Source organism: Rhodopirellula bahusiensis (assembly GCF_002727185.1).
GTDB classification, from domain to species: domain Bacteria; phylum Planctomycetota; class Planctomycetia; order Pirellulales; family Pirellulaceae; genus Rhodopirellula; species Rhodopirellula bahusiensis.
Genome location: NZ_NIZW01000001.1, coordinates 331965 through 347248, shown reverse-complemented (window position 1 = coordinate 347248; position 15284 = coordinate 331965). Strand labels below are relative to the sequence as shown.

Genomic DNA, 15284 nt, shown 5'->3' with positions numbered 1-15284 from the left:
TGCCCGATCGTTGACTCGATACAGAATCAGACGACATGATCGACCGTCGCAGGGCGGCCATACAAATATCCTTGCCCAAGCTCAAAGCCCAGTTGCACGCACGTCTCGTGCTCCGCTTCTGTTTCGACTCCTTCTGCGAGCGTGATCGACCCCGAGTCTTGAGAGATTCGGATGAGCGATCGCAGCAGATCCTGGCGAGCGGCAGACGCACGGTCGATGTCTCGAATCAATTGCATGTCAAACTTCAGAATGTCCGGGGGAACTTCGACCAACTCTAGCAGACGCCCTTGTCCCGCACCAAAGTCGTCATAAGAAAGCTGCATTCCGAGTACCGCCAGTTGCTCGCGGAGTCGTCGCATTTCGTTGACTTGCGTGACCGCACCTTCATGGATCTCGATGATAAATGCGATGGAAGGAAAACGCTCGCGAAGTTCGGTCAGCGACGAAAGCAAGCGATCGGTCCCGACTTCATCAGGGTGGGTGTTGAGAAAGATCTTGGCGTTGGTTTTGCAGGACGCCATCAACAGCCGAGACGCTTCGTCTCGCATCAGTTCACTGAGCGCCGCGTTCTGTCCCAAACGTTCGGCAACCTCGAACATCGCGGCGGGACTTTTGAGTTCAGGCAAATCGCTTCGAGCCAAGACTTCATAGCCTGGGGTGGATGCCCGATCCATTGTGATGATGGGTTGATAGTGCGGCACCACCGCTCGCTGCGAGAGCAAACGCTCGAACGTCATCAACGTTTGTGCCCAAGGGATCAGCCCTTCTTCCATGGTGCCATCGGACATCTCCTCTTCATTGCATCCCACGCGGAAGACAGCGTTGGCGAATTGCAGAAGATCGCCTTCGGCGAGCGTCGCTTCTTGAATGGGACGACCGTTGTGATGCGTTCCGTTGGTACTGCCTAAGTCCTGGACGTGCAGCCCATCGTCTTCGACCCAAATTTTTGCGTGTTGTTTGGAAACGGAAGACACTGCAATGCAAACGTCAGATTCGTCAGTGCGTCCGACGGTTGCAATTCGATTGGGAACCTTGATGGTGCGGCGTTGCTGGTTTCCACTCCCATACTCCGACAGAACCCACTGACTTTTTTGTGGCGATTGAATGATCATGCTGTGCGACCCGAGAGCAAGAGGGTAAGACGTTTGGTTCGAGTGTTGGGGCTTCCTGGAAGATCCACTGACTCAACTTGATGGTTCAGGGTGGTCAATCGATCCGCCAAACTGCGATCGGAATAGATTGCTTCGGTCAGCAAGGTTCCATTGCCGGCCAACTCTGGAAGTGCCACGACAGCGCGAACGGTTCCGCCGAAGTAGTCCAGTTGATTGTTTTGAGTCGTGACCAGGGTTGGGCCACTGTGGATGCCGATCCCCAAGGAGACGTCGGCCAATTCGGAGTCCAGCCATTCGGCTCGCAAATGCTCCGCAGCGATGATCGCGTTCTCTCGAGTCGCGAACGATGCCAGTGACTTTTCGCCGATCGTTTTGACCAGGGTGCCGCCTGATCCTGAAACGCATCGCTCCAAAATCGTGTGGTGTCCATGCACAGCCGAGTAGGCCTCTGTATCACCGAGCGAAGCATAGAGATCTTCGATGTTGTTGATGGAGGTTGCCAAGAACGTCATCGTTTCGGTGGCGATCGGATTGTTGTCAGCAAACCGTTGGTGAGGAAACAGCTTGCGGAACGTTGGATTTGCAGAGGCGGTGGCGGCTGTCACCACGTCACCGCGTGGAATCATGCGTTCGATCCGGATGACCTGGAGTGTTTCGAGGTCATTGAGCAATGTGAGCGTTTGACGTCCCGCGCGAAGTTTCGGAATATGGCGACTGGTTCCAAGGCTCGAGAGACTTCCATCCCAAGTCGAAGGAGCCGACGTTGACTGAACGCGGAGACTTTGCGTGTTGGCAATCCGTGGACCGCGAAGAAGGTAGTCACCGGGATCGAGGTCGATTGGCAATTGCAAACATTCTCCGGCTTCGATCCGGAGTTGAGCGACAACGTGTGGCGAATGTTCTGGACCGCCGATGCAATATTGTCCTGCGTTGACTTCGCGAATTTCGGGATGCGTTTGAAACACCATTTCGATCGCACCGGCCAAGTTTGATTGGAAGTCCACGTCACAGGCTTCACAGTGCGTGTGGGTGTCAATTTCCGCGAGTTGTTGCTTGTTGTCGGCTGATACTCGACAGGTTGGGCAAAGGATTTCCCAGTGGAGATTTAGGATCCCGGCGTCGGCCGCCATCAAGCACGCATCGATCATCTCTTCGCTGGGAATTTTCCAACGATCGGCGAGAGCCAGCGGACGCAGTGATGCGAGCTCCTGTGCGGACCATTCTCGAATGACTTTGGCCAAGCAGTCTGCAACCTCGGGACGAACACCTGATTCAATCAATTGACTCAGGCGTTGGTTCAATCGAAGGTCTTGGGGCCGCGACATCTTCGGTGTGTCGACAAACGGATCGCTTCCTTGTTTCGGGGTCAATTTGCCTCTCAGCGAACGATCCATTCGCTGATAGACTTTCTCAAGATTCCGGAACCCCTTCCAATCCGCCTCAACAGTTGTGAGCACGCGTCCCAGCAAATTGCGTGGTTCGATTCGAACTTGATGCGACAGTTGGGTCCCACCATCAGGATGCTGGTCGAGAGTCACGACACTCATGAACCACTTGAATGGCCCCGAGTCAAATTCTCGAAGTATGCCCATTCGTTGGCCTTCGACCCATTCGAACGGGTGCTCTTCCCAGGAAACTTTGACACCGCTGAGTGTGAACGAGCCAAATTTTCGGATGCCAAGATGGGGATCCTTTTCGGTTCGATAGTCGACCGCTGGCAGACCCACAGCTTCATTGAGACGCTCCGTGTTTGAAACGAGCGGCCACAAGTCGGAAGAGTCGCTTTCCAAATGCCAGGAAGCCGTCTTTTCCCAAAGCTTCTTTGCAGAGTGGTCGGTGGGAAGACGGGGGTGGGCTTGAACGTCGGCGGTTTCGCCTCGTAGCAGAACCAAGAGATCCGTCAACAATTGAGAAGCATCGCCATAACGCTGAGTCGGGTCCTTCGCCAATGCTCGTTGAACAATTCGACTGGCCGAATCACTGATCGTTGCGTTGCGTTTTTGCACCGAAGGAATCGGGTCGAAACAGTGCATCGCGGCGAGCTTCATGAACTCGTCGGCTTGATAAGGAACGCTTCCGGTCAGGAGTTCAAACAGCGTGATGCCGATGGAGTACACATCGGTGGCGGGGCCGAGCGAGTCAGAGGATTTGCACTGTTCCGGCGACATGTACTTGGGCGTGCCCATGACCGATCCCGCCTGAGTCACCTCCATCGATTGGGATTGATTGACATGCCGGGCAATCCCAAAGTCTGTCAGTTTGAGAGTGAAGTCATTGAAGGGACGCTTTTCGATCGGGACGTCGTTGGGGAGCGAAGCCTCGTCGCGTAGCTTTAACAGAACGTTTTCGGGTTTGATGTCGCGATGGATAACTTCTTGAGAGTGAGCATCCACCAAAGCGCGGGCAAGATCCGCGGTGATGCGAAGCGCCTCGGACTCCGTCAGCTCAGGACGTTCCGCAAACCAAGTTTTCAGGTCAATTCCGTCAACGAACTCCATCGCGAAGTAGTGCAGTCCGGCATCCTCCCCCACATCGATCAATTGAGTGATGTGTTCGTTCTGTACGTTGCCGAGCAGGCGGGCCTCTTTGCGGAATCGGCGAATGGCGTGTGCGACATCTTTGCCCCCGTTGCGTAGGACTTTGATTGCGATGGTTTCGTTGTTGGAAAGATCGATGGCTCGATAGACCGATCCCATACCGCCTTCGCCGATCAGTTCTTGAATCTGGAATCGCCCCAACTGCTTGGGAACGTCCGTGACTCGGTTCCCACCGGACGCGTCTGTTGTCCAACGACTGGTGCTGCCTGTACCGATGGGAATGAAGGGAGTTTGAATCACACCGGTCGCGTCAACCGATTCTGGCTGCGCCGCGAAGGGCTCCAAGACGGACTTCCATTGCCCGAGCGATGGAGCGGGTTGGTCGTCTGACGGTTGCAGCCATTGCTTCAGGATGGCGCGCTGACGCCCCCGAAGGTGTTCTGAAACTGCAGTCGGCAGTTCGCTGTTGAATACATCCGCCAGTAGCCATGCGAACAAATCACGAAGGCCATTCAGGTCACCTTCAATCGAGTGATCCGTGTCGAAGGCTTCGTCGCTGCAGTGCGTCGCGGTGAAGTCGATGTGGATCGCTGTGCTTGGATCGTCGGTTCCGGCTACCAAAATGGTGGAGGCATGAAATCCACCTTGGTACAAACCGACGCGATGGGCAGCCGCGCAAGCATCCACCAGTTGCGTCGCAATGCGAAGTTTCGCGAGAAGATCCAGTTCGCTTGCTCGGTTCGAAAGGCGATCCGCCATTGGATCCAAGCCTTCCGGAATGATCAGCTTGAGTTCCAGGACACCATTGTCAGCGTACGATGGGATCGCCGAACGAATCCTCGGGTGGTCGACCAGCGGAAAGAGACTGGACTGCTGTGTGATCTGTTGAATGCGTTCCGGAGTGGCGCGATTGAGAACACGCCACTCGAACCCATCGTCACCAACCAGGGTTTCTCCGTCTGCACCAACGGAAATCATCCGCAGAGAAGGGGAGTTGAGCTGGACGTCGAGTGTGGAATCGCTGAGCATGAGTCACATCGCAGGAGGAATGTGACCCTCAGAAGCAGACCGCGCACGCGAGAGTCCGGAGTTGTCGAGCATCACCCCGAAATGTTGCTCATCAACGCAGTCCGTCGATTGGGAAGGCTGGGGACGAACCTCGGAATCGTGGAAATGACAGTGGATCCCTGACAATCCATAGCGATTGTGCTGATTGGAGCGGGGACTAGCTCAAAGAATCAAGCTCAAGGAACCAAGTCGACCGAGAAACTGGTGGGTGCAGCGACTGGCAACATCGGTGCAAATTGGGCTCGGTGGGCCGTTTTTGCGTTGCCAAACGGATACCAGACCAAGCCCAAAAACGCGTCGACGGTACCCGTGTCAGCGGGAGTCGTCAGATTGGTCTCGCCGTACATTGCCAAGGAATCATTCAGCGGCGCCAAGAAGTCCGCTCCAAAAACGAACGCGTCGTCGTGAGCTGGTGCAGCACCAAAGGCGGCGTTGGATTCGCCATGTTCATCCACTATCCCCAGCCATATGGTGCCTTGCACGCCTGTTTCAAAAAAGTGACGCAAGAAAAACGATCCCTGGTTGGTCGTTCGTAACGTCACGGGAGTCCCATTGAAATTGGCTTGGTCATCAAACGCACGGAACCGTCCCGTCAGACCGACTTGAGTTTGGGGAGTCAGATCATACGAAACTCGACCACGGTATTGCGCCAGCGAGGTTTGGTCAAAACCTTCTTGGTACTGGTAGTCCATGACAGCACCGATCGCCCAACGATTTGCGCGACGGAACAATCCAAACGTTGTGTAGCTTTGAAACCGAGTCGTGTCCTCACCCATCAGTTCGAACACTCGAACTGCGTTGTCAGTCCAAGTCACCGCGGAGCCAATTTGAAATCCAATTCCGTATTCTTCCAACAACGGTGCTGCATACTGACCGCGCAGTCGCAATCCGATGTCGGCATTCACCCCGTAATCCTGCGGTTGCTTGGAACCGTCGATCGCGGCGAGAAATGAAAGTTGCTCGAGCGGATGCCGGCAAACTTGGCTCACCAATCCTGAGTTGCACGTTCCCGACGAACATGAGGAACAAGCGTCGGAACAAAAGTCTGTTTCAGTGAAGGAAACCTGGTCGACTGACTTCCATTCGAACAATTCAGAGTGATCGCTGAAGAGTTGCAGCGCCGGCTGCACTGCCTCGTCGGCCTGCAGATCGGTTGGCAGCAAAAGGACCAGCAACGCGAAAACGAACTGGGGGACAACGAACTGCGGGACAGCGGACTGGGAGACTTGGTGCAGGTGGGTGCACCCTGAGTCAACACTTGCGATCTTGTTCATGTTGTTCACCTTCGTCCCTGATTCGAATCCACTCCCCCAAACGGCGATTCGATCTGACGACAGGTCGCTCTGCCTGTGGCGGTGGCAGATTTCGTTCGGACCGCGCGGAAACGAACGTTTCTCGCTAATGAAGTTGGAGTAACGGTGGTATCGGCGAATCGAAATGGGGACGTGGTGCCGAATGTTCTGCATCACTCGATTGGAAGGACTGCTCGGTGATGTAATTCGTACAACCCTGACAGTTTCCCTGTCCGCTGCGGACGCGTCTTCGCTGCCTTAGTATCGGTAGATCGCCGCCACTGGTTGTGTCGAGGCGTTGTCCTGCAGGCGACGAACTGTTCCTCCAGCTTTCAAAGTAAGACGGACCGCTTTGTTTACCAAATCGGTATCGGCATTCGGGTCCAATTCGACTTGCCCAGTGTTCAGGTCACATCGTCCAAGAAGTGGCTGGTCTTGCCCGAGCAAGAGCGTGTCGACTCGTCCTTCGGCAGCCCTGAGCACCACACTCTTCAAATCGACCGAGCCGAGTTCGCCCGCGATAGCTGCTCCAAGGCGATCCGACAATAGATCATCGTGATGCTGGTTGTGCTCCTTCGCGAACGCGCTGATGCGAGCGGTCAGTTGAGAGTCCGTCAAACCGTCTGGGCTGACTTGAATGCATTGCGTCAATTCGACTGATTCGGCTGCGGCATCAAAATGTCCCGCGACCTCTTCCGTGGCAATCGCGACCAGTTGTTGATCGGTGTTGTAAAGACGCTTCGCGACGTACTCGCCCACGCGAGAAAGATAGTTGCGGCGGTCGGCTTCGATTTTGCCTTCGCCGTTGCCATGGCCGTGGTACATCACGGTCTCGGAACCTCCGTTGCCGAAGGACTCATGAGACGAATACTGCAACTGCTTTTCCGGGTCCCGTTCGGTGACCAATTCGTCCATCGTGAGCGGGAAGATCTCGTCTTGAATCTCCATCGTGGTGTGTCCGTCTGAACGGAACAAACGAGCTCGTTCCCACGACAAGGCAAGCGTCAGCAAATTTGTTTCGCCACAGGCGACGCTGGCGATTGACCGCACGTTGAACTCGGGGCCAAACGAGACCGATTCGCCAGGGTCGTGGCTGAGCAGCACGTGCTCTTCGTATTCGCCGCTCAAGTAGATCGCGAGCCCAGCGGATTGGTGCTGCCAGAAAGTTGAGTCGTGTTCGAGCTTCGCCAATTCCACCATTCTTGGTACCAATTCACTGTCTGCTTGTTTGGCTTGCTGAATTGCCTGTTGAACCAAGTTTTTGAATCGGATTGGATTCTGGTTCGTGTCGCGTCCCGCCTGATAGGTTCCCATCAAAATGGAAACGCAATCGCCTTGCTCGTGTTCCAGCAATTCAGTGAGTTGAGTCTTGGTCGGAAAAGCGATCATGGTGGATATCCTTTCTTGCGGCAATGAATGGTTTCACTCGTCAAAGGACAGAGGACGCAAATCGGATGCCAGCGGGGGCGTCTCGTACGTCGTTCTGCCAACGATCAGCGAAAACTGGACGTGGTCCAATCATTTTGCAAGCTCGGCAAGATCCTCGGAGGGTGTCAGTGGCGTTCGGATGACAAACGCGTCCGTCCGTGTTTTGGCATCGAGAGGGTTTGCACCTCGAACCAGCAGCCTGGTCGATTCGCGGTCGTCGGTGGATCTCCGGTGAACGGGCGTGTTGGTTGAGAGAGCGCACGCGGAATGCTCCGAAAGAATGTGCAGCGAACCGCAGTTGTGTCACTCTGGCACAATTCCTGCATACGAGTGGCAATGGAATGCTCGATTCGATCCTCACTGCCCAACCCGGTCACCGTTTGACTTACGATGCAGGGAAACCAATTCGCGGCTGTTATTCGTTTAGCCATGCTCGGTTTGATTGAAGGGTGAAAGCCGAAGTCGAGTCCAGACTCAACACTCGCTCCAACCAAAATCAGGACAGCCCAATGCCACGCTCATCCCACACGCAATCGCAAGCTTTCGCCCCTAAAGCTGAAACATTTGATGCTCCTTTTTCTTTGAAACGTTCGAGTCGACGTTGGCGGCGAGCAGCTCTTGCCACGCTCGTGACGTTTGGTGTCGCATCGGTAGGCGTGGATTCGCTGACCGCCCAAGATTCGCAATCGACGGAACGAACGAATTTGCCGCCCGATCGTTCCGGCTCGGCCGACGTCGAAACCAATCGGATTAGCGATTGGGGCTTGGCGGGAATCGTTTGGAGTGACGCGAGTCTGGTCCGCAAGCTCGCATCCGAATCAGCGCAGCGAACCAAGGATCCTCAGCAACTTGCAGAATTCGAGCGATTGGTGAGTCAGTCTACGAGCGTGATTCAGTCACTGGAATCTTTCGGTTGGAAATTCCGTAGCCAACAGGCGGCCCAATCCGGGCGGCCAGTGACGGAAGCCTCGCAGCCAGACACCGACGTGATGCCTACCAACGTATCGTCCGACACAGCTGATGTTTCCAACGACGAAACTGAACAACCGTTGCCAGATCCGGAAGAGGTTGGAAAGGAACTGGCAAAGGAACTTCGCCGGACACGTCCCAGCAAATCATCCGCCAGCGAAGATGTGAATGAGGATCGGGAAACGATCGAAAGCCCGGAGCAGGTCGCTGGGCTGCAACGTTTCGATACGGAGACCCCTGCCGGAACCGATGACCCCGGCAGCGATGACGAATGGACTGCTGCGAGGCCTCCAATCGACGTCGACAACTATCGCGTGGACGACTACGTCGATGAGACTCCGGCCGAGAGGGCGAACCGAGCTGACGCGATCGAAGATGGTGTCGAGGGTGCGATCGCATCGGCGGCCGGACGCCTCGGTACCGGACGTGACCTCGGGGCTCGAATCAGTGAACGCGAAATTCAAACCTTGTCAGCAACGTTGCCTTACTCGGATGATTCCATCTACGACGCAGACGACTACGATCCCGATCGTGACTACCGAGTCGACAATCCATTGGCCGCGAACCCTGATGCGTCGACTGGCGTCGACTTGGGCGACCGCGATGATGACATCGGTCGACGCGCAGATCCCAAGGTGATCGACGGTGAAGACGAAATGGTGGCTGAGTTGGCCACCGAAAACGCCGAACGGAAATTGCCCGCAAGGCAACGCCGATCAAACTTCCAGCGGTTCACCACGGAAGAATCGGTTCAAGAACGAGATGCCCACTGGGTTCAGTTCCAACTGGATTCGAATGAGTTGGTGCTGACTCGCCACACGACGCTTGAGAACCTGCAGCAACGAACCAATGACGCGGTGACAAAGCTGAAATCGGACGCCAGCGTCGCGTGGGACACCACCGACAATGAGCAACTCAAAGCGGTTCTGAAAGCGATCAGCAAATTCTGATTCGCGGCTACCGTTGGTAAATCGGCAACAAGCCGTACGCCGGAGTCAGCGCGAGGATGGCGAGTGAGCTGCTGTAGGTGGAACCGAAGCGTTGTTCATTGGAACCGCCCGGCGGCCACGCGCCGTTCTCGGTTTGCTCCTTCAGCAAGCCAGCGGCAATTTGTGGGAACATTTGCTCCCACGTTTCGCCGCCAACCTGAGCCATCGCTTGGCTGCTGTAGTAGGTCGCGAGGTAGTAGTAATTGTTCTGCCATGGGTTCGGGTAGCTCCGCGTGCGGAACCAACGAACCGAAACGGGGATGCTGGCGTGACCTTGCCGGCCACCCAAGATCAAAGTCAACGTTGCGGATGCGGTGTTGGCGAGCGTGATCTGAGGTTTGTCTTGTGAGGCATGTGGCCGATAGCGAAAAATACCTTTTTGGTGTTCGTTCTGATCTGGTTCGTAGCACAGTTCGACAAAGTCCAGTCCCTCGTCAAAGTACTGTTTCGGTACGTTGAACTCGGCGTTGCGAGCGGATCGCAGAAACATCAATGCCCAACCCGTCACGGACATGTCGGACGCGGCATCAGGGCTCTCCGGGTACCCGTAACGCCATCCGCCTCGGTCCGATTCTTTGCCCTTCGTTCGTGATTGAACTTCGCGATGAAAGACCAGTGCTCGGTGAAGCGCGTCCTCAATTCGCTGGGAACGTTCTCCCGATCCCATTCCGTAAACTTCACCCAGCATCAGCCCGGCGATGGAATGGTTGTAGATCACCGTTTGAGAGGGTTTCAGGTGTTCGACGGGTGGTAACACCGGGCGCAACGAGAAGTAACCGCGACGACGTTGCGTGCTGAGGACAAAATCAATTGCTCGCGAAATTTGGGGGCCGTAGGGGCCTTTGTCCGGCAAATGTCCACGAGAAAGGAACGCCATGATGGCTAGCGATGTCACGGCCGGTTGAGCAGCTTCCTCGCTCGGGAATCGGCCGTCATCGGCTTGTTGGCTCGCGAGCCATTGCAGTCCGCGGTCGACGGAGGATTCCACGCGAGCCCATTCGCTAGCGGGTAACGCGGCACTCAAGTTGGCCGAGGTGGCAATCACCGGAACACTCTCTTGAGCCTCGACGGGCGACGCGACCAGAACGATTCCGGCGAACAACGCGACTCGCATCGCCAGCCTCCGCGCGAGATTCGCTATCGGTCGGTGTAGCGACAACGAATTGGCGGAACAAGCGATTCGATAAGAAGCGTGACTCAGTTCGGATTGGTTGTGCATGCTCAGCCTTCGTCGATCGTTGACATCAACTCACGGATTTGATCTTGATACTGTTCGATCGCTTTTCGATACGCTTCCGGGGGCCGGTTGCCTTGGACTTGCCAAAGCCCATCGTCGAGCGTCGAAAGCAAACGATTCCACTGTTGGTCCGCAATGAATTCGCCATTTGCGATCGCTTCCATCAAACCCTTTGCTTCGTCGGCTTGGACAATCTTCTGCCAAGCTCGTTCGGATGATTCGTTGTCGCCATCCGAATCCATCAGCTGTTTGATCTTTTCCGCCATCTCGTCCAATTGCTTGCGTTTCGCCTCGGACGGTTCACCTTGCTTTTTTTGTTTTTCAATCTCCAACAAGGTTTTCGCGAGCATCTCTTGGGCTTTCTTCGCCTGTTCTCGTTGTTCCTTTGAAATGCCCTCCGACGGCTCGTCCTTCGGTTTTGGCTTGCGTTTCTTCTGTTTCTGCATCTTCATCGCATTCGCGGCTCGTTGTGCTGCTGCGACCTGTGATGCCGCCAGAGTTCCACCGTTTGTCGATTCCTGCCAAAGCAAACTGTCGGCCCGAACTCGGAGGTTAGTCCGTCGATTTGGGATTCCCAACTGAGAGGCGATGTTGGGCTCGCGTTCCAGTCTCGCCAAGAACTCATCGAGTGTCGGGTCACGCAAGTCGCCGATGTTCGGGTCGCGTACGTCGTACTCGTCCAGATACATCACCACGGCTCGGCGAATCTTGTCGAACAAGTCTTCCGCCTCGGTCAGTCGGTCGGTTGCCAACTGTTGTTGTTCGCTGGCCGATTCCAAATTGTCGTTGCCCGACCGAATGGATGCGGCGATCTGATTGAAAGTGATCGATTCCATCATGCGATGCAGGGTGCGAACCATGTCTTTGATTTCGCCCGGCAAGTCCGTTTCAATAGTACGTTGAAACTGTGCGGCCAAATCGGTTTCCATATCCAGCATCTCGACTCTTAACAACTGCGTCGAGACAGCAAGCCGATACTGTTCCGTCTGCACCAGACCGCCGTAGTTGTCACCGGTGATGTTTCGATGAAGGTCCGCCCAGACGTCTGCCAAATCAGCGACGACGCGTGTTTCTTGGATGCGTGACTCGACGAAGAGAGCGAGTGGCTCGATGCCTTCATTCTCAAACTGCAAGCGATCGAGGTGTGAGAACAATCTTTCGCACTGATCGATCAATGATTTGGTACTGGCGGATGTCATCCGGTCTTTCGCTTTGTCGTCCGAATCAAAGAGCAGCTCCTCCGCATCAAACTGAATGTTTCGAGCAGTCGCGGAAATTTGGTTGGCGGTTCGAATTAGATTGGCCGCCGTTCCCGCTTCGATGTTGATCTCCAGAGGCATTTGCTTCTGAATGCGTTCGGCCAATTGAGCGGCGTCCTTGGCAAGATCTTCGGCCGCGGACAATCTCAATTCGATGATGATGGTCCACAGATCCGGTTGTTGAGACTCATCGATTTGCAGCCAGCTCATCGCTTCTTCGGTCAAGTCATATTGACGCTGTGACAGGTCGGACAATTGATTCCGCAGCGACTTCTGACGACGTTGGACCAGTTCCATGTATCGCGAAAGCAAACGCGGGTCATCACCCAGCATCTCAGCAAATTCGTCCATCATGGCACGCCGAAGTTCCAGGACCTCAGCGAGTCGGTCGAGGTAGGCTTGGTCGACTTCGACAATCCCCATCTTGCGATCCAGCGGGTTTCGGTTTTGTCGAGCGACCCGCATCAGCTGACGACGTTTTTCGAGATAGACCTCGTAAATCGTGACCGCCTCGTCCATTTCCTTCTTCAGTTTCTTTTCACGTTTGACGCGATCAAAACGTTTCAGCAATGCCGTCAGCAATTCACGAGCGCGAACGACATGTTGCAATCCCATGGTGGCTTCCATGTCGTTTGAGCCTGCACTTTGCGAGCCCGCGAAAACTCGGTCGCGGGCTGGTGTGACGTGGGAGCGAGTGATGTCGACCATTTGCAAGCCAACGAATGCGTATTGGCTTTCTCGCGTGTTCTCTCTCAGGTCGGCGACGAAGTCCTCGACGTTTCCCAAACCAGAATCGAGACGGCGAAACTGTTCGCCGCGGTCCGAGTCCGCAATTTTTCGTTCGACCAGTTTTTCCAAGCCGAGTTCCACTTCGGCGAGCATCTGATCGATCTTAACAACCGAATCTCTCATCTTGAGTTCGTCACCGGGGCGTTCCTCTGCCTCGGCAATTGCGGAGAGTTTTTCGGTGATTTTCAGACGACGACGACTCGTGTTGGTGTTTTGCCCTTTGCGATTTCGCTGGCCTTTGGGTGGTGTCGCGAGACTGACGGTTGAGTTCTGCGGCTTCATCGTCTTGGAAGGAGCGTTGGCCGGAGGCTTCGTGCGGCTTGCAACTTTGGCTTCTGGTTTCGTCTTTGGTGAAGCGGGTTTGGCAGCTTGTTTGGAGTCCGAAGGCTTGTTCGGTTTCTTTTCGGATGAACTGGAAGGTTTGCTGGCTGACTTTGGTTTGGCATCCTTCGGTTGCGAACTAGGTTTGCTGGACGCAATCGCATCGGGGGTCGGTTTGAACGCCGGTTCGACTTCCTTGGGGGACACATTTTCATTGGGGGAATCCGTGTCCTTTGGCTGAGTAGCGTCCGTGTCCTTGGGTTGAGCAGCGTCCTTCGGCGGGGCACTGGATTTTGCGGCCGTGTCCATGGGACCTGGTTTGAGTGTGTGCTCGTTGTTCGGTTCGCCCTCACTGCGCGGAGCCATCTTGTCTTCCTCTGGCTTCGCGCCCGCTAGCTTCGTGTCGCCCAGTTCTGAGTCAGCTTGTTTTGATTCCTTGGGGTTTGAATCGACTTGCTCCGATTCAGTGGGTTTCGAGTCGGCCTGTTTCGAGTCGGCCTGTTTCGAGTCGGCCTGTTTTGAGTCGGTTTGTTTTGAGTCGGTTTGTTTTGAGTCGGTTTGTTTTGAGTCGGTTTGTTTTGAATTGGATTCCGCTGGCGTCGCTGTTTTGGATTTGTCGGATGTTTCACCTGCGACATGATCTTGACTTGGTTTTGAGCCATCTGTTGCGATCGCTTCGGTGTTCGTTGAGGCACGTTGTTCTTCGGGGTTCTTCGCTTTTGATTCCCCTGCGTCGGTGGCTGGTTTGTTGTCTGTCACGCGAATGGAGTAGCTGATTTCTCGACCCTCGCTGAGACCGAACTTCTTCAAGTCCAGCTTCGTTTGAGCGATCAAGTGTTTCTGGTTGGCTTGTTCGCCGAGCGGGATAGGCTGAACGTGCAAGACCTTCGCGTTGCCTTCGGCATCTCGTTGAGACTCGTCGTAGATCACCAGTTCCGCCTTTTCGATGCCGTGGTCATCATGGGCTTCGAATTTGATCTCAATGATCTCGTCTTCCGCCACCGCCATTTCGTCGTTGGGTGTGATGACTCGAGCGACGGGGGCTTTGTCTTCGATGACATCAATGCGTGAAAACAGCCGCCGTTGGTTGGTCAGATTGTGCGGGCTGACCAGCGCCGGACGCAGCAACAGGTCATCCACCAATGACAGTTCCAGTCGATACCAACCATCCTTTTCAAGCGGCAGTTCGCGGATGTCAGCCGTTGTCGTCTTGCCGTCTTTGGATGATGGAGTCTTCGGATCCGTCAAGGAAATGGTCAGCTGTTGAAGGGAATCAAGGGGCTTGATCGCCAGACGCAACACGCTGTCTTGAGGGACTTTGACACGGCGTGGCAATCGGTCCAGCAGGATCGGTGCTCGTTTCGTGTATTCAGGGAATTCAACGCCGAATTCGATTTGATCAATCTCAGGGAAATCGATCGATTGAAGGTGCATCCACTCTGTTTGTGCGTCTCCTGCGCGAACACGGTAGGAGATGTCATCGTCGACTCGCATCTTGTGAGACCAAGTGTCCGGTGATGTTTCCTCCGCAGTGAGGCGATAGTCTTCGATTTGACCATCCGCTTGCATTACGCTGAGGGTCGCTTTGGACGGAACCACGCCGCTTGCTCGCGTGACCAGTTCGATCGAATCGCCGCGGGGAACGAACTGCGTTCCGTTCAGACTGGCAAGCTGCGTCGCGGTGATGTCTTGAGTTGGAAACCAGAACCGTTTGAGCAGGACTGAAACGCGACTGGGACTGACGGCGAACAAAACCGCGAGAAGGACGATTCCGGATAACGCGAGCAGAACGCCGGGTCGTGTCTTGACCGGTGGGCTGATCTGACGAGGCTGGACCATTCGTTCCATCGCGACGGCTTCACTGGTCACTTGATTCGCCATCGCTCGTTGGGTCGCGGTCATCTTCGACGGATCTTGCCCAGAAAGGCTCGCGACTGTCGACCAACGTTCTTCCAGTTCCGGGACGTTGTCATCAACCGCATCCGCGGTACGCAACCATTGCCAGGAACGTCGCAACGGTCCGATCAAGCAGTAAGCCGCTGTCCCCAGTGTTGCCACGACCGTCACGGTGGTGAGTGCGATGCGAAGCAAGCGCGATGCGAATGGGAACATCCAATCGATCAACATCGATGGGACCATCAGGAGCAGAAACACACCGATCGCAAAGGCGAGTGCGGCGACGATGATTAGCACCGCATGCCTGAGCCGGATGCGACGCAGTTTGCTTTCGATCGACGAGGGGATTCGGTGTGAGAATGGTCGAGTCGTGATGGTGGTAGACAT

The 15284-nt window shown here is 55.2% G+C and carries 7 protein-coding genes; 1 reads left to right on the top strand and 6 read right to left on the bottom strand.

Annotated elements, in window-relative coordinates:
* Positions 1-26: 26 nt before the first annotated feature.
* The 4 genes from CEE69_RS01405 to CEE69_RS01390 all read right to left on the bottom strand — a co-directional run bounded on the left by CEE69_RS01405 (position 27) and on the right by CEE69_RS01390 (position 7398).
* Positions 27-1112, bottom strand: a complete 1086-nt coding sequence (locus CEE69_RS01405; protein ID WP_099258777.1) for an EAL domain-containing protein — start codon at positions 1110-1112, stop codon at positions 27-29.
* Positions 1109-4678: a protein kinase domain-containing protein gene (locus CEE69_RS01400; RefSeq protein WP_099258775.1), complete on the bottom strand. Its 3570-nt coding sequence runs from the start codon at positions 4676-4678 to the stop codon at positions 1109-1111. The genes CEE69_RS01405 and CEE69_RS01400 overlap by 4 nt, the downstream gene beginning before the upstream one ends.
* A 215-nt stretch (positions 4679-4893) precedes the next feature.
* Positions 4894-5991, bottom strand: coding sequence for a DUF6666 family protein (locus tag CEE69_RS01395; RefSeq protein WP_143549129.1), 1098 nt, complete (start codon positions 5989-5991; stop codon positions 4894-4896).
* A 276-nt stretch (positions 5992-6267) separates the two neighbouring features.
* Positions 6268-7398, bottom strand: a complete 1131-nt coding sequence (locus CEE69_RS01390; RefSeq protein WP_099258771.1) for a baeRF3 domain-containing protein — start codon at positions 7396-7398, stop codon at positions 6268-6270.
* 548 nt (positions 7399-7946) lie between these two features.
* On the opposite strand from CEE69_RS01390, the gene CEE69_RS01380 reads away from it, so the two are divergent.
* Positions 7947-9356 (top strand): hypothetical protein, encoded by a 1410-nt coding sequence (locus CEE69_RS01380; protein WP_233214490.1) that lies wholly within the window; start codon positions 7947-7949, stop codon positions 9354-9356.
* 7 nt (positions 9357-9363) lie between these two features.
* On the opposite strand, the gene CEE69_RS01375 is transcribed toward CEE69_RS01380, so the two are convergent.
* Complete coding sequence (locus CEE69_RS01375) at positions 9364-10614, bottom strand: prenyltransferase/squalene oxidase repeat-containing protein (RefSeq protein ID WP_233214489.1); 1251 nt, start codon at positions 10612-10614, stop codon at positions 9364-9366.
* A gap of 2 nt (positions 10615-10616) precedes the next feature.
* Complete coding sequence (locus tag CEE69_RS01370) at positions 10617-15284, bottom strand: hypothetical protein (RefSeq protein WP_233214488.1); 4668 nt, start codon at positions 15282-15284, stop codon at positions 10617-10619.

Excerpts from the sequence above, each read along its gene's own strand:
- CEE69_RS01380 (WP_233214490.1), top strand. The coding sequence starts at position 7,947 with ATGCCACGCTCATCCCACACGCAATCGCAAGCTTTCGCCCCTAAAGCT.
- CEE69_RS01370 (WP_233214488.1), bottom strand. The coding sequence starts at position 15,284 with ATGTCTACCACCATCACGACTCGACCATTCTCACACCGAATCCCCTCG.
- CEE69_RS01405 (WP_099258777.1), bottom strand. The coding sequence starts at position 1,112 with ATGATCATTCAATCGCCACAAAAAAGTCAGTGGGTTCTGTCGGAGTAT.
- CEE69_RS01375 (WP_233214489.1), bottom strand. The coding sequence starts at position 10,614 with ATGCACAACCAATCCGAACTGAGTCACGCTTCTTATCGAATCGCTTGT.
- CEE69_RS01390 (WP_099258771.1), bottom strand. The coding sequence starts at position 7,398 with ATGATCGCTTTTCCGACCAAGACTCAACTCACTGAATTGCTGGAACAC.
- CEE69_RS01400 (WP_099258775.1), bottom strand. The coding sequence starts at position 4,678 with ATGCTCAGCGATTCCACACTCGACGTCCAGCTCAACTCCCCTTCTCTG.
- CEE69_RS01395 (WP_143549129.1), bottom strand. The coding sequence starts at position 5,991 with ATGAACAAGATCGCAAGTGTTGACTCAGGGTGCACCCACCTGCACCAA.